At 42.5% G+C, this 19,421-nt stretch carries 18 protein-coding genes and 1 tRNA gene; 7 read left to right on the top strand and 12 right to left on the bottom strand.

The annotated features are described in order from the left end of the window. Positions 1–110 precede the first annotated feature (110 nt). The 5 genes from CDG76_RS34960 to CDG76_RS34940 all read right to left on the bottom strand — a co-directional run bounded on the left by CDG76_RS34960 (position 111) and on the right by CDG76_RS34940 (position 3,359). Complete coding sequence (locus CDG76_RS34960; protein WP_094353407.1) at positions 111–890, bottom strand: superoxide dismutase; 780 nt, start codon at positions 888–890, stop codon at positions 111–113. 111 nt (positions 891–1,001) lie between these two features. Further along, positions 1,002–2,123 carry an ABC transporter ATP-binding protein gene (locus tag CDG76_RS34955; protein WP_094353406.1) on the bottom strand — a complete coding sequence of 374 codons (1,122 nt, stop codon included), beginning with the start codon at positions 2,121–2,123 and terminating at the stop codon, positions 1,002–1,004. Positions 2,124–2,175: 52 nt separating this feature from the next. Further along, positions 2,176–2,442: a hypothetical protein gene (locus CDG76_RS34950; protein ID WP_094353405.1), complete on the bottom strand. Its 267-nt coding sequence runs from the start codon at positions 2,440–2,442 to the stop codon at positions 2,176–2,178. Further along, the gene (locus CDG76_RS34945; protein ID WP_094353404.1) at positions 2,435–2,605 is read right to left on the bottom strand and encodes a type II toxin-antitoxin system HicB family antitoxin; all 171 of its coding nucleotides are present in this window, start codon (positions 2,603–2,605) and stop codon (positions 2,435–2,437) included. Before CDG76_RS34945 ends, CDG76_RS34950 begins: the two co-directional genes overlap by 8 nt. 25 nt (positions 2,606–2,630) lie before the next feature. Beyond that, the gene (locus CDG76_RS34940) at positions 2,631–3,359 is read right to left on the bottom strand and encodes a GUN4 domain-containing protein (RefSeq protein ID WP_094353403.1); all 729 of its coding nucleotides are present in this window, start codon (positions 3,357–3,359) and stop codon (positions 2,631–2,633) included. 380 nt (positions 3,360–3,739) lie between these two features. Between CDG76_RS34940 and CDG76_RS34935 the strand changes: the two genes are divergently transcribed. Further along, positions 3,740–5,161: an NADP-dependent isocitrate dehydrogenase gene (locus tag CDG76_RS34935; protein WP_094353402.1), complete on the top strand. Its 1,422-nt coding sequence runs from the start codon at positions 3,740–3,742 to the stop codon at positions 5,159–5,161. A gap of 342 nt (positions 5,162–5,503) precedes the next feature. Next, the gene (locus CDG76_RS38870) at positions 5,504–5,653 is read left to right on the top strand and encodes a hypothetical protein (protein ID WP_223265525.1); all 150 of its coding nucleotides are present in this window, start codon (positions 5,504–5,506) and stop codon (positions 5,651–5,653) included. 389 nt (positions 5,654–6,042) lie between these two features. On the opposite strand, the gene mtnA is transcribed toward CDG76_RS38870, so the two are convergent. Next, complete coding sequence (gene mtnA, locus CDG76_RS34925) at positions 6,043–7,122, bottom strand: S-methyl-5-thioribose-1-phosphate isomerase (RefSeq protein WP_094353400.1); 1,080 nt, start codon at positions 7,120–7,122, stop codon at positions 6,043–6,045. A 541-nt stretch (positions 7,123–7,663) separates the two neighbouring features. Between mtnA and CDG76_RS34920 the strand changes: the two genes are divergently transcribed. After that, positions 7,664–8,848, top strand: coding sequence for a nucleoside hydrolase (locus tag CDG76_RS34920; protein WP_094353399.1), 1,185 nt, complete (start codon positions 7,664–7,666; stop codon positions 8,846–8,848). Between the two features lie 377 nt (positions 8,849–9,225). On the opposite strand, the gene CDG76_RS34915 is transcribed toward CDG76_RS34920, so the two are convergent. From CDG76_RS34915 to murA, 3 genes are all read right to left on the bottom strand, one after another. Continuing rightward, a complete protein-coding gene (locus tag CDG76_RS34915; RefSeq protein WP_094353398.1) occupies positions 9,226–10,410 on the bottom strand; it encodes an NAD(P)H-quinone oxidoreductase subunit H in 1,185 nt (394 codons plus the stop codon). A 531-nt stretch (positions 10,411–10,941) separates the two neighbouring features. Next, entirely contained in the window at positions 10,942–11,148 is a 207-nt protein-coding gene (locus CDG76_RS34905; protein WP_223265524.1) for a hypothetical protein, read from the bottom strand. A gap of 655 nt (positions 11,149–11,803) precedes the next feature. Continuing rightward, positions 11,804–13,171 (bottom strand): UDP-N-acetylglucosamine 1-carboxyvinyltransferase, encoded by a 1,368-nt coding sequence (gene murA, locus CDG76_RS34895; RefSeq protein ID WP_094353396.1) that lies wholly within the window; start codon positions 13,169–13,171, stop codon positions 11,804–11,806. A 406-nt stretch (positions 13,172–13,577) separates the two neighbouring features. On the opposite strand from murA, the gene CDG76_RS34890 reads away from it, so the two are divergent. Both CDG76_RS34890 and CDG76_RS34885 read left to right on the top strand, forming a co-directional pair. Then, positions 13,578–13,658: transfer RNA gene (locus CDG76_RS34890), tRNA-Leu, on the top strand. A 78-nt stretch (positions 13,659–13,736) separates the two neighbouring features. Next, positions 13,737–14,519: a TrmH family RNA methyltransferase gene (locus CDG76_RS34885; protein WP_094353395.1), complete on the top strand. Its 783-nt coding sequence runs from the start codon at positions 13,737–13,739 to the stop codon at positions 14,517–14,519. Positions 14,520–14,533: 14 nt separating this feature from the next. Here CDG76_RS34885 and CDG76_RS34880 read toward each other — a convergent pair whose 3' ends face one another. Next, on the bottom strand, positions 14,534–14,782 hold the full coding sequence (locus tag CDG76_RS34880) for a hypothetical protein (protein WP_094353394.1): 249 nt from the start codon (positions 14,780–14,782) through the stop codon (positions 14,534–14,536). 301 nt (positions 14,783–15,083) lie between these two features. Here CDG76_RS34880 and CDG76_RS34875 point away from each other — a divergent pair, with 301 nt between their 5' ends. Both CDG76_RS34875 and CDG76_RS34870 read left to right on the top strand, forming a co-directional pair. After that, positions 15,084–16,754, top strand: a complete 1,671-nt coding sequence (locus CDG76_RS34875) for a dipeptide ABC transporter ATP-binding protein (protein ID WP_094353393.1) — start codon at positions 15,084–15,086, stop codon at positions 16,752–16,754. A gap of 140 nt (positions 16,755–16,894) precedes the next feature. Beyond that, positions 16,895–17,398 (top strand): GNAT family N-acetyltransferase, encoded by a 504-nt coding sequence (locus tag CDG76_RS34870; RefSeq protein WP_094353392.1) that lies wholly within the window; start codon positions 16,895–16,897, stop codon positions 17,396–17,398. A 39-nt stretch (positions 17,399–17,437) separates the two neighbouring features. Here the strand turns inward: CDG76_RS34870 and CDG76_RS34865 are convergent, their stop codons facing one another. After that, the gene (locus tag CDG76_RS34865; RefSeq protein WP_094353391.1) at positions 17,438–18,112 is read right to left on the bottom strand and encodes a Uma2 family endonuclease; all 675 of its coding nucleotides are present in this window, start codon (positions 18,110–18,112) and stop codon (positions 17,438–17,440) included. A 405-nt stretch (positions 18,113–18,517) separates the two neighbouring features. Continuing rightward, positions 18,518–19,384 (bottom strand): carboxylating nicotinate-nucleotide diphosphorylase, encoded by an 867-nt coding sequence (gene nadC, locus CDG76_RS34860; protein WP_094353390.1) that lies wholly within the window; start codon positions 19,382–19,384, stop codon positions 18,518–18,520. Positions 19,385–19,421: the final 37 nt, after the last annotated feature.

The raw sequence follows: 19,421 nt of genomic DNA, 5'->3' as shown, positions 1-19,421 counted from the left end.
ATTTTCAAAAGATGAATAATGATTAGATTATCACATCCAAAAACTGGCAACAGAAACAATATTCTGTCGCCAATTTTTAAGCACATATAACCCTAAATTTTTGTCTGGTTTCAGGCAAATTTACTTGCGGCTGCAAACCGCTTGTTAATCTCATCCCAATTAACCACGTTCCACCAAGCATCTAAATAATCAGCACGGCGATTCTGGTAATTGAGATAATATGCATGTTCCCATACGTCATTACCCAGGATGGGATATTTACCTGCACTTAAGGGACTATCTTGGTTAGCTGTAGTTGTCACTTCCAACTTGCCACCCTTGTTATGTACTAGCCAAACCCAACCACTACCAAAACGACCAGCACCAGCTTCATTAAACTGTTTTTTGAAAGTTGCAAAAGAGCCAAAATTTTGATTAATCGCGGAGGCGATATTTCCTGTTGGTTCTCCCCCACCTTTCGGCTTCATAATTTGCCAGAACATTGAGTGGTTAACGTGACCACCGCCATTATTGCGTACTGCTCTGCGAATATCTTGTGGTATATTGTCAAGTTTTTGCAACAGTTCTTCAACAGTTTTGCCTTTGAGTTCTGGGTGTTTGGCTAACGCTGCATTCAGGTTTTTCACATAGGTTGCGTGGTGCTTATCATGGTGAAATTGCATCGTTTTAGCATCGATATGTGGTTCCAGTGCTTCGTAGGCATAAGGTAAAGGCGGTAGTTGGATAGCCCCTGTTGTATTTGCTGTTATATTGGGTGTTGTATTTGCTGTTGTATTTGGTGTTGCAGTATTTTCATTAGGAGATTTCTCTGCCAATGCACAAGCATCTAATGCAAAAGCACCCGCACCTGCTGTGAGTAAAAACAAGAAATGGCGTCGATTAATAGTCATAGAAGTTTTTGCAGCTAATCCATTAAATCTCTATTGCAGTTTTTATTTTCTTAGATTCTGGCTACAAAAAATTAGAAATTGGCGATTATTTCTGGCAGTTTAAGAAACTCTTTATAAGATTCTGTCCCCAGTTTTGGGATCAAATATAAACAAATGATTTAAATCGAGTTGTAGAGAAAGGCGATCGCCTGGACGAAGACGCACATCACCGCCTACCTGAATATTCAACATCACCGCCGAACCAGGTAAACCAGCGCGAATCAAAGTTTCTCTTCCCAAAGGTTCTACAACTTTCACTTCAACTAATAATAATTCTGAGTTTTGAGTGCTGTTATCGGATAGCTGTTGTTCAGCCTGTTCTGAGTCAGTGTTTATTTTTATATGCTCTGGACGAATCCCCAAATCATAACTGTGTCCTTGACGCAACTGTAATTTTTCTTTCACAACTGCTGGAATTACTAATAACTGTCCACTCACATCAAAACTATTATTTTGATAAATTGCAGGCAAAATATTCATTGGCGGACTGCCTAAAAAAGTTGCCACCATCTGATTAGCAGGACTTGCATAAATAGTTTGGGGATCGCCGATTTGTTGAATCCGCCCGCGATTGAGTACGACAATTTTATCAGCCAAAGTCATGGCTTCAACTTGATCGTGGGTGACGTAAATAGTTGTAATGCCTAATTGTTGATGTAGTTGTTTCAATTCTGCCCTGGTATCATCGCGCAGTTGGGCATCTAAATTAGATAAAGGTTCATCAAGTAAAAATACTTGGGGTTCACGAGCGATCGCTCTCCCTAATGCTACCCGTTGTTGTTGTCCCCCAGAAAGTTGTTTGGGCTTACGATCTAGCAAATGATCCAGAGAAAGCGATCGCGCCACATTCATCACTCGTTCTTGAATGATTTTTCGGTCAACCTTCCGCATTTCCAAGCCAAAGCCGATGTTTTGCGCCACGCTCATGTGAGGATAGAGAGCGTAGTTTTGAAACACCATCGCCACATCCCGTTGTCTGGCTGGGATATTATTCACCAAGCGATCGCCAATAAAGAGTTTGCCAGATGTAGCAGTTTCTAAACCTGCGATCGTTCGCAAAATTGTAGATTTACCACAACCCGATGGCCCAACTAAAACCCAAAACTCGCCATCAGGAATTTCAAAGGTAATATCCTCAATAGCGGTGACATTATTGAATCTACGCTTAATATCTTCTAGACGAACGTTTGCCATTATCTAAATTTGATATTTTTAGTTTGGGATCTGCGGCACTTTCAACTAAGCACTAGGAGTTTTTTTCCGCACCTTCCGAGGAACTGTGAGGCTGCTTTGTAAGTGCAGAAACTTGATTGTCCTGCACAACTCTAATCAGAAATCTTAGAGCCTCATTCACAGCATCAGCATTGGGAAAAACCTCTGCAACATCCGGTTCTAAACGAATTGTTGTCTTCCCAAAGCTTTTTCGTTCCGGGGCGAACTTTCTGACTTTTAGATTCTTTAAGTCATACTCCGATCGCAGGTTACAGCATGATATTTTTGACTTCTCACACATCCTCTAAAGAAAGTTCAATTACTTCTTTCATATTAGCCATCAACTCATCAATTGTTTCTCCCTGACTGTAACAGGCTTTTAGCTGAGGGACTTCTCCGACATAGTAGCCATCTTCATCGCGTTCAATGATGACGTAGAATTCTCGGTTCGTGGGATTAATCATAATCTATTTGTAAGTAGGCTCAAAATCATTTTTCTGGATTCTTCGACCAAGCAGGGTGAGAAAGTAAAGAAGCAAAAACTCGTACTCCCCGAAGTTGATTAGAAAGGGGCAAGTGACCTTTAGGCGCACTCAAATCCCAGGTAAACTCGTTAGGGTATCGCGTCCAGGTGTTACCTGCTTTCCAGCCAATTTTCGGCCAGAAATTCTCCCAATTTTTACCCAAACTTAGCCAGATTTCTCGCTGCACTGAAAAACCAAATTTACCTTCGGAGTGGACTAACCAGAGGTTGTTAATGGTTTGCAAGTCAACAGCCGAGACATTTTCTACTTCACTAAAATACAACCATTTTCGTTGTACAGCCGTTGTCCCTGATAGTTCACACATTTTTTCGATGGTGACGCGATCGGCTGCTTGAAAGTCTTGAACAGCAAGTAGCTGTTGCAAAGAATTGTAGTTAATCCCGCACTCTGATTTTAGAGGTACAATTCCTTCAGGAAAACAGGAGCGCAAAAATTCTTTGACTTGAGGTGCATCAGAGTTGTATAAGACTTGGTAAGCTTTGCCATCAATCCAAGTCGCTGGGTTCTCACGTCGTTTCAGTAAAAATTCCATCAACACGTCTAATCCCTCATTACCCAACTCAGCTAACTGTGGGATTATCTGTTGTTGGACTTTTTCAGACCCAGCGATTAACGGTTGTCGGAGGGAGTCGATGTCATTTGCAGGGCCTGATAAAATCATTGGGTCTGTCATGCCATTCTTGTGTTAACGGTCAGTGAAAGAGCGGTAAGCTATCGGGCATTCTCGAAAGTGAAGCACTGATAGCGAAAAGTAGTTTACTATTTTTGATCGTACAAAATTGCGATCGCTTCACTGAATCCCACACTTAATCCCCAAATAATGTACAAGGGGAATAGGGGGAAAATCTGGAGACTAGGGACTGGGGACTGGGGACTAGGGAGTGGGTACTACGACTGAGGGGACATGGAGGACAAGGGTGAATTATTAAAAAAATCACTTCGTGTCTCTTCCCAATCCCCAGTACCCAATACCCAATCCCCAGTACCCAATATACAAGCCTGCCACATAAAGATTTTTTGACTAGCAGCGTATCGATTAGGAGTGTGTGAACTATGTACGAAAAGATTACCCCCCCCGCAGCCGGAGCAAAAATCACCTTCAAAAATGGTGAACCAATCGTACCGGACAATCCAATTATCCCCTTTATTCGTGGCGATGGTACAGGTATAGACATCTGGCCTGCTACCCAAAAAGTTCTCGATGCTGCGGTAGCCAAAGCATATAAGGGTCAGCGTCAAATTAGTTGGTTTAAGGTTTACGCTGGGGACGAAGCTTGTGATTTATACGGAACTTACCAGTATTTACCTCAAGATACTCTAACAGCAATTGAAGAATATGGTGTAGCTATTAAAGGGCCTTTGACTACTCCCATTGGGGGAGGAATTCGTTCTTTAAATGTGGCATTACGGCAAATTTTTGACTTGTATGCCTGCGTGCGTCCTTGCCGTTACTATGCAGGTACGCCCTCACCCCACAAAAATCCCGAAAAGCTGGATGTAATTGTTTATCGGGAAAATACAGAAGATATTTATTTAGGCATTGAGTGGCGACAAGGTAGCGAAATCGGCGATCGCTTAATTAAAATTCTCAATGAAGAATTAATCCCCGCTACTCCAGAACATGGGAAAAAACGCATTCCTCTTGATTCTGGTATTGGCATCAAACCCATCAGCAAAACTGGTTCCCAGCGCCTAGTTAGACGTGCTATCAAACACGCCTTGCTATTGCCCAAAAACAAGCAACAGGTGACTTTGGTGCATAAGGGCAACATCATGAAGTACACCGAAGGGGCTTTCCGCGACTGGGGTTATGAACTAGCAACTAGTGAATTTCGCCAAGAAACTGTTACAGAACAAGAATCTTGGATTTTGAGTAACAAGGAAAAAAATCCGAATATTTCCTTGGAAGAAAACGCCCGCCAGATTGAACCTGGGTTTGATAATCTCACTCCAGACAAGAAAGCGCAAGTTGTCAAGGAAGTCGAAACTGTTCTTAACACAATTTGGGCAACCCACGGCGATGGCAAATGGAAAGAGAAAGTTTTGGTGAATGACCGGATTGCTGACAGTATTTTTCAACAAATCCAAACCAGACCGGATGAGTATTCGATTCTGGCGACGATGAACTTGAACGGCGATTATTTGTCTGATGCCGCTGCCGCCATAGTTGGGGGATTGGGAATGGGGCCAGGGGCGAATATTGGTGATTCTAGTGCCATATTTGAAGCTACCCACGGCACTGCACCTAAACACGCCGGCTTAGATCGGATTAATCCGGGTTCAGTGATTTTGTCTGGCGTGATGATGCTGGAATTTATGGGTTGGCAAGAAGCCGCAGACCTAGTTAAGAAAGGTTTAAGCGATGCGATCGCGAGTAGTCAAGTAACCTACGATTTAGCCCGGTTGCTAGAACCGCCTGTTGAACCCTTAAAATGTTCTGAATTTGCCGACGCAATTATTCAACATTTTGGTTAACTCTATTAGGGTTAGTTAATTAGTCACAAATCGAATTACCCCACCCTAACCCTCCCCGTATGTATTGGGGAGGGAACTGGATTTCTTGTTTCCCTCCTTTACAAGGGGGGATTAAGGGGGGTAGTTTGACTTGTATATACACGCTTTTTTAAGGACGATTAGAGGGGATCAACAAATATTTAATACTTCTCAGACATCCTCTGATAAATAAACCATTTTAAAAAAGCGAAATGGCATTTTATTTGCAAAAAACACCAAAATCAGAAAGCGAACTGGGGTTTGAGTAAGTCAAATGGCATTTTGAGAAAGCAAAAGCTTATTTTACTTACGGAAAACACCAAAATGAGTAAGTCAAATGGCATTTTGAGAAAGCAAAAGCTTATTTTATTTGCGGAAAACACCAAAATGAGTAAGTCAAATGGCATTTTGAGAAAGCAAAAGCTTCTTTTACTTGCGGAAAACACCAAAATGAGAAAGCAAACTGGGGTTTGAGTAAGTCAAAGCTTATTTTGAGAAAGTAATTGCGGATTTTACTTATTGAATTTAGTCAAAATATGAAGTTTAGATAAAATTATTGAAAAAATTGCTGATAAATTTTGATCCATCAGATTTCAAGACGGTTCGGATAAGGTTTTTTGATCACACGCCGCTAATTGTAAAGACGCGATAAATCGCCGTCTTTACAAGAATCAGTCCTTTGTAGAGACGGCGATTTATCGCGTCTCTTGCCTTAACCGAACCGTATTGCGTCAGATTTAAAACTAGTCACAAAACAAAGTCTCCGGCTTTTCTAAAAAGTCGGAGATTTTTTTGGGGCAATTCCCTATAAAGTTTCCGTTATTCGGATTTAGAGTTATCGAGAACTGGGTGCAAGTTATCCATTAATTCGGATTTAACCCAATCGGTAATTGCTTTAACTGTGATTTTGCTAATTTATCAGGTGCGATCGCTCCATTCTCTGTAATTATGGCTGTAATCAACTCAGCCGGGGTAACATCAAAAGCTGGGTTATAAAAATCGACACCTTCAGGTGTGAGAATAGTATCCCCCACTTGATAAATTTCTGTTGGTTCGCGTTCTTCAATGGGAATTTGGCTGCCATCGGCTAATTCAAAATCAACGGTGGAAAGGGGTGCAGCCACAAAGAAGGGTATATTATGTGCTTTAGCTGCGATCGCTACACTATATGTGCCAATTTTATTAGCAGTGTCGCCGTTAGCAGCAATTCGGTCAGCACCCACAACTACAGCATGAATCAAACCCTGTTTCATGCAATGGGCTGCCATATTATCAGTAATTAATGTCACAGGAATACCTTCTTGCACACATTCCCAAGTGGTAAGTTTTGCGCCTTGCAAGCGGGGACGGGTTTCGTCGGCAAATAAACGTTCTAAACGTCCTTCCCTCCAAGCAGAACGCACAACACCCAAAGCTGTACCATAACCGGCTGTAGCTAATGCCCCAGCGTTGCAGTGAGTAAGTAATCTGAGCTTTTCTGGGGTAGCGGGTAACACTGCCAAACCATGATCGCCGATCGCCTGACAGGTTTGCAAATCTTCAGCGTTGATTGCTTGGGCTGTTTGGAAAAGGGTTTGCTTAATCTCTTCTACCGTTCCCAGCGTTTCGTAGGCGGCTTTCAGCATCCGGCTAATTGCCCAAAATAAATTCACTGCCGTCGGACGAGTAGAACGCAACAACTGGGCTACTTTATCTAAGTGTTGCAAAAATTCGGTGCGATCGCTTGTTTTAATTTCCCTTGCACCAAGATACATTCCATAAGCCGCAGCCACTCCAATTGCTGGCGCACCTCGCACAATCATAGTTTTAATCGCCTGCGCCATATCTTCACTGCGGTGAATTTCCACAAATGTATATTCGTTGGGTAAGCGGGTTTGATCGATTAGTGAGACTGAGTTATTGTGCCAAATAACCGGATAAACCTGGTTTGTCGAAGGTGTCATAGAAAAAGGTCGTTAGTAGATAGGTAATATTTTTTACTTTAATGCACCCTGATGATTTCATTTTAATAAAAAACAAAATTCAATTAACTATAGAACTCCTATTTGATTTTTGAACAAGACTCAGTACGGATCTATCCCTTCTTTCCTGTTCCCTATTCCCTATTCCCTGCCCACGCAAGTAAATTCAGGAATCAAACCAGATTTCTATATATTATGATGTTGCTGCGCGCATAGTTACTTTATCAATTACAATTTATACTGCTATAGGACTCCTATTTGATTTTTGAACGGATTTTAGAGATAAATCCTTGCTGGATATGCATTTAAGTCTCAGTATGTTTTCAAAATTCAAACCGGATTCCTATAGCTACATTTATGTAAATTTGGCATTCTTTGTTTTTATTTCTACATTTTTACTCAGTGTGCCTGCGGTTTTTTATCACTTTTGCATATTTGACGCTACAGGGTGCTGATTGCACGATCAAACTTTTTTGGGTCAATTCCTAAACTCCAATTTAGATCAAACCAAAAGCAAAGTTTCATGAAAAAGTATTTCTCCAAAAGCCATCTTTGTTATTCACTTCTCTCTTCTCTACCACTATTATTAGCATTGCCAATTGCTTTTGGTAGTCAACCTGCTTTTGGTAGTACATTGAATCGTACACCAATAATTTTGGATGATGATGGTAGTCAGGATGGTATGACTGCTTGGGCGTACATATTGCAAAATCCCAAGTTCGAGGTCAAGGCTATGACCATAAGCCAGGGATTAGCCCGCCCTCAGATATTTGGCAATAATGTCATGCGGATGCTGACAGGACTGGGAATAACTGGGATACCTGTTGCGGTTGGTAGGGAAACGCCCTTGTCAGGGAATAATGCTTTCCCCGATGCATTTAGAGCGGATACGGATACATTTTGGACTCCTTTCAGCAAACTGCCAGATAAAGCCCTTGAAACTGTTGATCAAAGAAGTGCTGCTCAACTGCTTGTAGATACAATAAACCAGTCGCCAGACCCAGTTGAGATTTTAATGACTGGTTCTGCGACAAACATAGCAGAAGCACTGACCATCGACCCAAGTATCGTTAAAAAGATTTCTCGGCTGCAAATTATGGGTGGTGCAGTTTTTGTTCCAGGAAATCTCAGGGAACACCTTGACCCAATATTGAAACAAAACCTACTTTCTGAGTTTAATATCTGGACTGATCCGGTAGCAGCACAAAAGGTATTTTCCGCAGGATTGCCAATATACCTAACTCCATTGGATGCAACTAACCAAATTGGGTTTACTCGAGCAGACCAAGCAGCATGGAAAGCGACTGGTACTCCTGAGAGTATTCTGGCATCACAATTATTGGACTATGCTCTGACAAATATTTCTGGAAATGACCCGTTAATTCCTAACCCAGCCTGGGATTTGGTTGCAGCGATTAACTTAAGCGAGCCATCATTTTGTCAACCTACACCACTACACATAGAGGTGAATACGGATGGAAAGCCAGAGGTCAACCAGGGTCAAACTCTTGCTATTCCCAATCAACTACCGAATACTAATGTTTGCTTAAATCCTAGTTTAGCTAATTTGCCATTTACCAGCCAAGAGTTATTCTCGGATAATGCTAAACCCCACTCTGTGCCAGAAGCTAATTCTGGGCTAGGGTTGTTGGCTGCTGTGGCAAGTAGTATTTTGTTGCGAAAGCGTTCAAATAGGCAAACTGCTTAGAAATTTCGCAAGCGTTTTCATTCGGTAATTATTTGTTTTAAAGAATTATTAATACAGTGCGATCGCCAAAATTTGTTATCATCTGACCCTGCGATCGCTTTCATAAAATATTATTCTACTTAAAAATTAATTAATTTCCTGGTTAAGCAAACAGCTTAATATGCGCCTTCCCTACTAGCGTTGGGGAGTAAGATTCAAAGCCTGTCTCCTAAAAGGAAAAAGGTCAAACTGTATTGCTTCCATTCGAGAACTGCTATATTGTTTTGGTAAGCGTGTTTAATCGATTAGTGACACAGTTAACTACTGAAGAATCAAAAAAATAGAGCAGTTGCACTGTAATACAACTGCTCTAAAAATTACTGAGATAGATATTTACTCTACCTATCCACAGACCCCATAATTACGTCAACACTACCGAGAATCACCACAATATCTGCAACCTTCATCCCGCGCAGTAAATGTGGAACAATTTGGAGATTGTTGAAATCTGCGGCGCGAATCTTCCAACGTGCAGGGAAGACATTATCATCGCCAACCAAATAAATTCCCAATTCACCTTTGCCACTTTCTACACGAGCGTAGATTTCACCCTTGGGAATCTTGAAAGTGGGGGAAACTTTTTTACCGATGAATTGGTAATCAAATGCGTCCCACTCGGATTTTTTACCTGCGGCTAAACGCTTCGCTTCCAGATTTTCGTAAGGGCCGCCAGGAAGTCCTTTAATTGCTTGGCGAATAATCTTCACAGATTCGCGCATTTCCCGCATCCGCACCACATAACGGGCAAAGCAATCACCGGCTGTTTCCCACTGCACATCCCAGTCGAAATCGTCGTAGCATTCGTAATGGTCAACTTTCCGCAAATCCCATTGCACGCCAGAAGCGCGTAACATTGGGCCAGAAAGTCCCCAGTTAATTGCTTCTTCACGGGTGATAGTCCCAATACCCTCAACACGTCGCCGGAAGATAGGGTTATCGGTTACTAAGCGTTCGTACTCATCAATTTTGGGCAATAGGTACTCGCAGAATTCCAGACACTTATCTACCCAACCGTAAGGTAAATCGGCTGCTACTCCACCAACACGGAAGTAGTTATTATTCACCATCCGATAACCTGTGGCAGCTTCCCACAAATCATAAATCATCTCCCGTTCCCGGAACTGGTAGAAGAAGGGAGTTTGTGCGCCTACGTCAGCTAGGAAGGGGCCAAACCATAGCAAGTGGTTAGCGATGCGGTTCAACTCCAGCATGATGACGCGGATGTAGCTAGCGCGTTTGGGGACAGCGACACCTGCAAGCTTTTCTGGGGCGTTAACAGTGACGGCTTCGTTGAACATTCCCGCAGCGTAGTCCCACCGACTAACGTAAGGGACGTACATAACATTAGTGCGGTTCTCAGCAATTTTTTCCATTCCCCGGTGCAAATAGCCGATAACTGGTTCACAGTCAACGACATCCTCGCCATCCAGAGTCATGATTAGCCGCAGAACCCCGTGCATCGAGGGGTGGTGTGGCCCCATGTTTAGCACCATAGGTTCAGTGCGGGTTTCGAGTCTGGTCATAGATTTCGTGTTCTCCGTTCGTGAAAATATTGAATTCAACCGCGCAGATGCCAACTAGACCCAATTTATCTTGTTTGTCAAGCCAAAGTAAGGGTTGTGGGAAGAGGGATTTGATTTGATGTTTAATTTTGTTGCACTTCTTCAACTATTATATGGAAGCTCGATATGCACTTAATTAAGGCATCGAATTTTTTTATCTCATGGTGCTGGGAGAACGGGGTAAAAGAAGATGCGTTTTCTCAATGATAACTATTGACTTCTGAGTTTCTACGTAAGCTATAGAGATATTGTGTCAGCTATATTACATTTTTATAAGGCTGATACATATTTATGGCTTTCAATCAAGAGCGTTTTGATCGGCTAATTCAGAAGTTAGAAGTTTTTGTTAACAAATAACCCCATCTTTATAAATTGCACGTTGCTTTTTTGGCTACTTTGGGATACGCATATATATTTTTGGTTCTTGCTCTAACATTGGGTCTGCTGGTAGGTATTGTCTTTTTGATGCTGAACGCTCAGTCAGTTAATGCGTCATCTTTGAAAGCTCTTGTTGTCGGGAAAAACTTCGATAGCTGTTAAACCTTGAGAATTAAATAGAATTTCACGATATTGTTGAGCTAATTCTGTATTTCCTTGTCGCAAGGGATAGACTAATACTTCCGTGATAGTCAAAACTGATATTACAACGCTAAACTCACCACGAAACATAGCTTCAAAAAAAGCATCTGTAACATCCAAATAATTAGGATTTCTTCAATAGACCTCTTGCACGAATGCAAAACTAGCCCTCATCCCCCAACCCCTTCTCCCAAAATTGGGAGAAGGGGAGACAATTTTAAAGTCCCTCTCCCAAGCTTGGGAAAGGGATTTAGGGTGAGGGCAAGGATTCATGCAAGAAGTCTAATGACCCCACCAACGACTTCTGTGCGCTAATCTGAAGTTTAAAGTGGCTGGCAACTGCAATAAATCTACTCTGATGCTACCGATTTAAGAATGTATTACAAACCAATAAAAGTAATTAATAAAACAGCACGAGTATTATACCCAAAGTGATAAGTATAATTTGTGAGGACTTTAAATATAAAAAGACCAGCCTCCCACAGCTGGTCTAAAAAATGTTTTTGCGTTGTCTTCTCAAGAGAGTTAAAACCCAATTACGCGTTCCCAAAATGCAACGGGCAACTTTTCTTAACAATATTGTAACAGCCAACACAGATTTTTCTAGAATATTCATCAAAAAAAGATATGGACAAAGCTTAAAAGCCTCTATCTATCAGGAGAATTCAGCAGATCGCAAGGTATAGATGGGAGAGATAAAGGCAGACAAGGGAGAAAATTTTACCTTGTCTGCTTTATTCTTCTTATCCTTTGCGTCAGTCTCAACCGATCGATTTCAACTTGACAGGCTACTGATGCTGGGAGCGATTTCTGCATCTGTTGGTGTTTCGCCCACGCGGAGGATTTTAGCCCCCAATTGCTGCAACTTCATATCAAGTCGATCGTAGCCGCGATCGAGATGCTGTAAACCTTGAATTGTGGTTTGTCCTTCTGCTGCTAGTCCTGCAATGACTAACGCTGCCGATGCTCGTAAGTCTGTACCTAATACTGGTGCGCCAGATAATTTTGGTACTCCCCGAACGAAAGCAGCATTGCCTTTGACACGAATATCTGCCCCCAAACGATTCAACTCAGAGGCATGACGCAAGCGATTTTCAAAGACGGATTCGTTAATTACGCTGTCGCCTTCTGCCACTGCCAGCAAAGCCATGAATGGCGCTTGCATATCTGTGGGAAAACCTGGATGGTATTGAGTTTCAATATCCGTTGCCTTAAGGCTTTCCGCTGGCAGAATGTGCAAGTGGTCAGGCTTTTCATCAATTATTGTCACTCCAATATCCCGCAGCTTGGCAATTACTGGGATGAGATGTTCTGGAGCGACTGGCGAGAGAAGAAGTTCTGAGCGGGTAATTGCTGCTGCCAGCAAAAACGTCCCAGCCTCAATGCGATCGGGAATAATGCTGTAGTCAACAGAATGCAACTTGGGGACTCCTTCGATAATAATTCTGCTAGTCCCCGCGCCCTTAATCCTCGCTCCCATTGCGTTACAAAAGTTAGCTAGATCGACTACTTCCGGTTCTCTGGCAGCATTTTCGATGATCGTTTCACCCTCTGCTAGGGTAGCCGCCATCATCAAGTTTTCCGTCGCTCCAACGCTAGCAATGTCTAAGTAAATCTTCGCACCTTTTAATCTCCGGCTGCTGCCAGGGACGTAGGCATTACAAATGCCATGCTCAATTTGTACTTCCGCTCCCATTGCTTGCAGTCCTCGAACATGCAAGTCAACTGGTCTTGCCCCAATCGCACAACCGCCTGGTAAGGGCATCTGTGCTACTCCCAGTCTTGCCAAAATGGCTCCAATGGCGAAAAAACTCGCTCTCAACTGGGTAACTAATTCGTAGGGAGCTTTTGATGTTTTAATCTCGCTGGCGTTGATATCTAAAATGTCACCTTGTCGGGTTAATTGTACACCCAAAGCTAATAACACCTGACCCATCCGCTCTACGTCCGCTAACAAAGGGACATTACGGATACGACAATCGCCCGGACACAGCAAGGCTCCAGCCATGATTACCAATGCTGAATTTTTTGCCCCGCTAATTTTTACATGACCCCGCAAAGGATGCCCACCCCAAATTTGCAAGACTGAGGAGTCTGCTTCTGGAGCAATTTTGGCATCTGGTAAGCTGGTAGAAGGATTAATAAGCCTACCTCCAAAAGTAATACGTATTTTATATGTTTGAAGTTGGTTTTGATTCTACAGTAAAGATTCAAAATGTCCACGTTTTAAAGCACTGTTTTGTATAAAAAAATTGCTTTTTGGGTGAAAATCTAGGCTGTAAACAAGCAATAGCAGGCTTTTTGAGATTTTAAAAAAAATTAAAAAAAGAATCAATAAACAGTAGTTTTAAGCAAAATTAAATACTCAGTAAAATAACTTAAGTATTCTCTAAAAATCAATGCTGTACTGTTCAGTTAATATTTTGATTCGACGTTGTGCCTGAAAAACTCGTTTCCAGTTAGAGACTTTTAAAGAGGCATTATGCTTTTACTTGACAAAGGTAAAACATAACGCAATAATAAGAAATTGTCGATAAGCACAAATGCCAGCGGAACTGGCGGAATGGCAGACGCGCTAGATTCAGGTTCTAGTGCCGCAAGGCTTCCGGGTTCAAGTCCCGGGTTCCGCATAACCAGTGCTGAGTGCCGAGTAGTGAGTGCTGAGAAGGAAAAACTCAGCACTTACTACTCAGCACTCACAACTAAAAATGTTGACCAGTTTACAGAATTCCCTAGTCAAACAAATTCGCAAGCTGCACTCCACCAAGGAGAGGCATAAGCAACAGTTATTTTTACTAGAAGGGACGCACTTGTTAGAAGAAGCTTGTGCGGTCAATTACCCACTAGAAACAGTGTGTTGTACCCAAGATTGGCAAGTAGCCCATCTTTCGCTGTGGGAAGAAGCTTGTAGCCGATGCGATCGCGCCGAAATTGTCAGTAGAGAAGTCTTGGATGCGATCGCTACCACAGTTCAACCGGATGGTGTGGTGGCAACGGCAAAACGAAGCCAACGCCAAACTCAACTACCATTTACTGGTTTAGTGCTAGCTTTAGAAACGGTACAAGATCCCGGCAACCTGGGTACGATGATTCGCACCGCCGCCGCCGCTGGAGCATCAGGGCTGTGGATCAGTGGAGATAGTGTAGATTTAGATAGTCCTAAAGTTCTACGTGCTTCCGCAGGGCAATGGTTTCGCCTCGCAACAGCCGTAACCGAAGATTTAAAAGCGACAGTCCAACAAAGTCAGCAGGCAGGAATGCAGATAGTGGCAACTCTACCCGATGCGACTTTAACTTATTGGGAAGTGGACTGGCGAAAACCCAGTATGATTTTACTGGGAAATGAAGGTGCTGGATTGTCAGCAGATTTAGCAGCGATCGCAGATCGGCAAGTCAGAATTCCTTTGAGTCCTGGAGTGGAATCTTTGAATGTGGCGATCGCAGCCGCTTTAATGTTGTACGAAGCTCAACGGCAATTGATTTGTCAGTAGTGAATTTTAACTTTTTACCCCAATTGGGTTTTTGTTTTTTCTTCGAGATATTGTTCAATATCAGCAACTGCGTCCTCAAGAGCCGCTAAATCAATATCTATCAAGTCTTCGTCGAGTTCTACTTCCGTGAAAGTACTAGTATGCAGTTGGGGGATCTCTTCTTCCTCAGTCGAATTTTCTTGTAAGATATCCTCCAACTGTTCGAGGGATTGTTCAAACACTTGATCGGCGACGCGGCGCTGTTCTGGCTGATTTTGCTCCATAATATTGACTTAAAAATCCTGATTTCCTGAATTAATTTTGATTCTAGTTTTTACAGATTGGAATTTTACACTTATAACATCATAGTTGTGTGCTGTATCAACTTTAGCAGTGGTTATCAAGAATATCGATAGCTGTCTGCAATTGCTAGGACTAGAGATTTATCGCGATCGCTACGAGATACACTTTTGCAAGTTTTGCTATGTTTAGGTAAGTTTTATAAAACAGGTCTAATACTTAATTTGATAGACTATCCTAAATTTGAAATTATAAAAATTGGTAGCTCAGGGCTGATAACTAACTATGAGTGAAGCCTTATTCTGTATCGAAAATCTGCGAGTTGCCTATCCTCAACGGAGTGGAGAAGAAGCAAGCTGGGCGGTTGATGATGTATCTTTCACCTTGAAACCAGGTGAAAGAATGGGATTGGTGGGAGAGTCAGGTTGTGGTAAGTCAACTATTGGACGGGCAGTAATGCGTTTACTACCATCCTCTAGTCGGATTGAGGGACGGGTGATATTTCAAGGACAGTCAGTGTTTGACTTGACACCTAATCAGTTGCGGAAATTTCGGGGAGAGGCGATCGCCTTAGTTTTTCAAGATCCCATGACACGCCTCGATCCGTTGATGACTATTGGTAAGCATTGTATCGAAACCCTCCAGGCGCACTCACCACAATTATCAACGCGGGAAGCTAAAGAAAAAGCACTTGCTACTTTAGCAAAGGTAAATATTCCCGCTAGTCGCTGGAATCAGTATCCCCATGAGTTTAGCGGTGGAATGCGGCAACGGGTAGCGATCGCATTAGCTTTACTCCTCAACCCCAAGTTTATTGTTGCTGACGAACCCACCACCAGTTTAGATGTCACCGTTTCCGCGCAGATATTGCAAGAATTAACTCGCCTGTGCGGTGAAGAAAACATGGGATTGTTGCTGATATCTCACGATTTAGCAATGGTGGCTGAGTATTGCGATCGCATTGGCGTGATGTACAACGGCAAGATGGTCGAAATGGGTGCTACAGAAACCGTATTTAGGCAACCTCAACATGAATACACGCGATCGCTCCTAAAAGCAGCTTTACATATTCAAGCAGTAACTGATAGTGGAGAATTGATAATTGCCAATGACGAAGAAAAGCAATTACCAATTATTAATCAGCAATCCCCAATTTTGAGTGTCACAGAACTCAAGCAACACTACACCATAGAACCTAACTTTATCGAACGACTGCTTAACACACAAACGCAGACAATTAAAGCAGTAGATGGGATCAACCTGGATCTTTATTCAGGAGAAATTCTCGGCTTAGTCGGGGAATCAGGTTGTGGTAAAAGCACATTATCACGAACAATATTGCAACTAATTCGTCCTACTAGTGGCAAAGTTGAGTTTTTAGGACAAGATTTAACTAAACTGTCGCGTCAAGAAATTCGTTCTTCACGGCGACAAATACAAATGGTCTTTCAAGATCCTCATGCTTGTCTCAATCCAGCGATGACAGTGGGACAAAGTATTGCCGATCCTTTATTTATCCACAATTTAGCCAATTCTACGAAGGCAAAAGAACAGGTTTTATGGATGCTAAATAAAGTTGGGTTAACACCGCCAGAATTGTATTATGAGCGTTATCCCTCGGATTTGTCTGGGGGACAACAGCAACGAGTAGCGATCGCTCGTGCTTTGATTACTCACCCTAAACTCTTAATCTGCGACGAACCAGTGAGTATGTTAGATGCCAGCGTCCAGTCGCAAGTGCTGGATTTGATGTTGCAATTAAAGGAAGAGTTTGAGTTAACTTATCTATTCATTACTCATGACCTTTGGTTAGCTCGATTTTTGTGCGATCGTATTGCCGTGATGAATGGCGGTAAAATTGTCGAACTCGGTCTGACAAAACAGATTTTCGCCAATCCTCAGCATCCTTATACCAAAACCTTACTAGCTGCTGCTCCCTTACTAGCACGTGCATAAAATCAGGAGTTATGAGTTGAAAATTCCTAACTCTTAACTTCTAACTCTTATGACAAGTACGATAGAAGCCGTAGAATTGCTACTGTTAACGCTGTATTATTTTTGAATATTTTCTGAAGATTTTTTCCGAGACGGTAGCAATGACTATTCGCCATGCGACTGAAACTGACTTACCTGCAATTGTGGCAATTTACAATGCCGCAGTTCCTAGCCGCATGGCAACGGCTGACTTAGAACCAGTATCCGTGGAAAGTCGCCTTGCTTGGTTTAAAGGGCGATCGCCTTCGCAACGCCCACTTTGGGTAATTGAAATAGACGGAATAATCGCTGGATGGCTTAGTTTCCAATCCTTTTATGGGCGACCCGCCTATAGTAAGACTGCCGAAATTAGTATTTACATAGCCCCTAACTTTCATCGGTCTGGCTTCGGACGGCAACTCTTAGCACAAGCAATTAGTGAAAGTCCTAGTTTGGGTGTAAAGAGCCTAGTATGTTTCATTTTTGCCCACAATCAACCCAGTTTAAAACTATTTGAAACATTTGGTTTTCAGCGCTGGGGACATTTGCCTCAAATTGCTGAACTTGACAGCGTTGAACGGGACTTAGTGATCATGGGACTGCAAATTAGTAAACCTGTTGTTTAAGGCGATCGCTATTTTCTGAGACTTGTAAATTAAATTCGGTCACAATTGGTCTGGATTAATTCCTCGTTCTTGTACTAAAGCACGGAGAGCTTCTAACTGCGCCTCAGCTTGCTCTGCTCGTTGTCTTTCTTGCTGTCGTTGTTGATCTAGTTCCAAAAAGGTCAGAAAGCGATCGCCATCAGGACGATAAATTTGCAGTTCTTCCTCAGTCAACTCGAAATGCACCCCCAATCGAGGACTCACCCAACCAACCATTTGGTCAATCACTTCTAATCTTGAGTTCCGTCGCTGCCAGCCTGTCAAGTCAACCACATCAGGTTCATACAGATAATATTCTTCCACACCGTAGCGCTCATAAAACTCTAATTTTTTCGCCATTTTAGAGATCCGGTTTCCAGGCGACCAAATTTCAAATACCACCTGTGGGGTAATGTTGTCTTCAAGCCACTGTTGATAAGAACCTCGGTATCCTTTTGGTCTACCAAATACTACCATTACATCAGGAGCTTGGTGGAGCTTGTTATCATCTTCCACCGAATACCACAATAAATCTCCAGCGACAAACACATTTGGGTCATTGCCAAACAGCACTTCTAAATTATTTTTAATCCAGACAATTAATTCAAACTGCTTAGTGTTGTCTGCCATTGGTTGTCCATCACTGTCAGGGTAAATAATGCCTTTTTGGGTGGAAGATGGTAGCTGTGTAACCATTGCGAAGATTCTCAGGTAATTCTTAGAGTATTAGTTAGCGATCGCTTTTTTCACGCTCTTCTTATTTCACATCGTAGTCTAACCAAAATTGGCCGTTAAGCTACTGTTTGTGTAGTAGTCGTAATAGCACAAATTATCGATGGCAAAAAACAAAACTAAAGCTAGGGTGATCGTTTTTGGTTGCTGTCCCAACTTTTTACTCATTTATCAAGCCACCTTCGTCTAAATCAGTTACAAAACAGTACCCCCAGATTTCTCACAAGCGGTGCGATCACTATTACCCAAACCTTTATTGAGCTTACACTTTGAGCGTTTTAGACACTGCACGAATTATCTAAGTAACAATAATCAAATTTACGTATATTTTTTATGTGCAGTTATAAAGGTTTACTGCCATTTTGACATTTAAAGTACAATCCTCATACTTAAATCCAACCACTTCGATTGAGTAATCGGCGCACTGCTCGAAATATAGTCAACACCCGTTTCCGCCACAGCGCGAATCGTTTCCAAAGTCACATTCCCCGAAGCTTCAATTTTCACTCGGTTATCCTGCTGGCGAATCAACAGCACCGCCTGATGCATCATATCCAAAGGCATATTGTCCAACATAATAATGTCAGCTTTATGCTTCAAAGCTTCTTTCACCTGCTCTAAACTTTCTGTCTCAACCTCTATAGTCAAAGGATAAGGAATCTGAGAACGAATACGGTTAACAGCTTCTCCAATTCCCCCAACCGCCGCAATGTGATTATCCTTAATCATCACCGCATCATCCAATCCCATACGGTGATTAATCGCCCCACCCACAGCAGTCGCGTACTTTTCCAACAGTCTCAGCCCTGGCGTAGTTTTACGCGTATCCACCAACTGAGCAGGTAAATCAGCAATTTTCTCTACATATATATTAGTCAGCGTAGCAATTCCACTCAACCGCATAGCCAAATTGAGCGCCACACGTTCCCCCATCAGCAGCGCATCCAGCGAACCATGAATTTCAGCTACGATCTGTCCCGGCTCACACCATGCACCTTCAGCCGCCACCGCTACAAAGCTGACTTTTTCATTCAAAATCTGAAACACTCTAGCTGCAATTGGTAAGCCAGTAATTATCCCTGAAGCTTTAGCGATCCATTTAGCAAATCCTAGCGTCACATCTTCTACTAGAAGCGTATTTGTAGTGCGATCGCCGCGGCCAATATCCTCCAACAAGCAGCTACGCAAGAGAGGATCTAAAACCAGCCAGGGCGGCAAAACACCAGAATTGCTCACAAATTTATCGCTTCCTAAGAGACTTCAGAAATACTAT

It is taken from the genome of Nostoc sp. 'Peltigera membranacea cyanobiont' 210A, assembly GCF_002246015.1.
In the GTDB taxonomy this organism is placed as follows: domain Bacteria; phylum Cyanobacteriota; class Cyanobacteriia; order Cyanobacteriales; family Nostocaceae; genus Nostoc.
This window is presented reverse-complemented; position numbering and strand designations above follow the sequence as displayed.

What these genes read in the sequence shown, in the direction of transcription:
- CDG76_RS34960 (WP_094353407.1), bottom strand. Translation starts at nt 890, where the DNA reads ATGACTATTAATCGACGCCATTTCTTGTTTTTACTCACAGCAGGTGCG.
- CDG76_RS34955 (WP_094353406.1), bottom strand. Translation starts at nt 2,123, where the DNA reads ATGGCAAACGTTCGTCTAGAAGATATTAAGCGTAGATTCAATAATGTC.
- CDG76_RS34950 (WP_094353405.1), bottom strand. Translation starts at nt 2,442, where the DNA reads ATGTGTGAGAAGTCAAAAATATCATGCTGTAACCTGCGATCGGAGTAT.
- CDG76_RS34945 (WP_094353404.1), bottom strand. Translation starts at nt 2,605, where the DNA reads ATGATTAATCCCACGAACCGAGAATTCTACGTCATCATTGAACGCGAT.
- CDG76_RS34940 (WP_094353403.1), bottom strand. Translation starts at nt 3,359, where the DNA reads ATGACAGACCCAATGATTTTATCAGGCCCTGCAAATGACATCGACTCC.
- CDG76_RS34935 (WP_094353402.1), top strand. Translation starts at nt 3,740, where the DNA reads ATGTACGAAAAGATTACCCCCCCCGCAGCCGGAGCAAAAATCACCTTC.
- CDG76_RS38870 (WP_223265525.1), top strand. Translation starts at nt 5,504, where the DNA reads ATGAGTAAGTCAAATGGCATTTTGAGAAAGCAAAAGCTTATTTTATTT.
- mtnA (WP_094353400.1), bottom strand. Translation starts at nt 7,122, where the DNA reads ATGACACCTTCGACAAACCAGGTTTATCCGGTTATTTGGCACAATAAC.
- CDG76_RS34920 (WP_094353399.1), top strand. Translation starts at nt 7,664, where the DNA reads ATGAAAAAGTATTTCTCCAAAAGCCATCTTTGTTATTCACTTCTCTCT.
- CDG76_RS34915 (WP_094353398.1), bottom strand. Translation starts at nt 10,410, where the DNA reads ATGACCAGACTCGAAACCCGCACTGAACCTATGGTGCTAAACATGGGG.
- CDG76_RS34885 (WP_094353395.1), top strand. Translation starts at nt 13,737, where the DNA reads ATGTTGACCAGTTTACAGAATTCCCTAGTCAAACAAATTCGCAAGCTG.
- CDG76_RS34880 (WP_094353394.1), bottom strand. Translation starts at nt 14,782, where the DNA reads ATGGAGCAAAATCAGCCAGAACAGCGCCGCGTCGCCGATCAAGTGTTT.
- CDG76_RS34875 (WP_094353393.1), top strand. Translation starts at nt 15,084, where the DNA reads ATGAGTGAAGCCTTATTCTGTATCGAAAATCTGCGAGTTGCCTATCCT.
- CDG76_RS34870 (WP_094353392.1), top strand. Translation starts at nt 16,895, where the DNA reads ATGACTATTCGCCATGCGACTGAAACTGACTTACCTGCAATTGTGGCA.
- CDG76_RS34865 (WP_094353391.1), bottom strand. Translation starts at nt 18,112, where the DNA reads ATGGTTACACAGCTACCATCTTCCACCCAAAAAGGCATTATTTACCCT.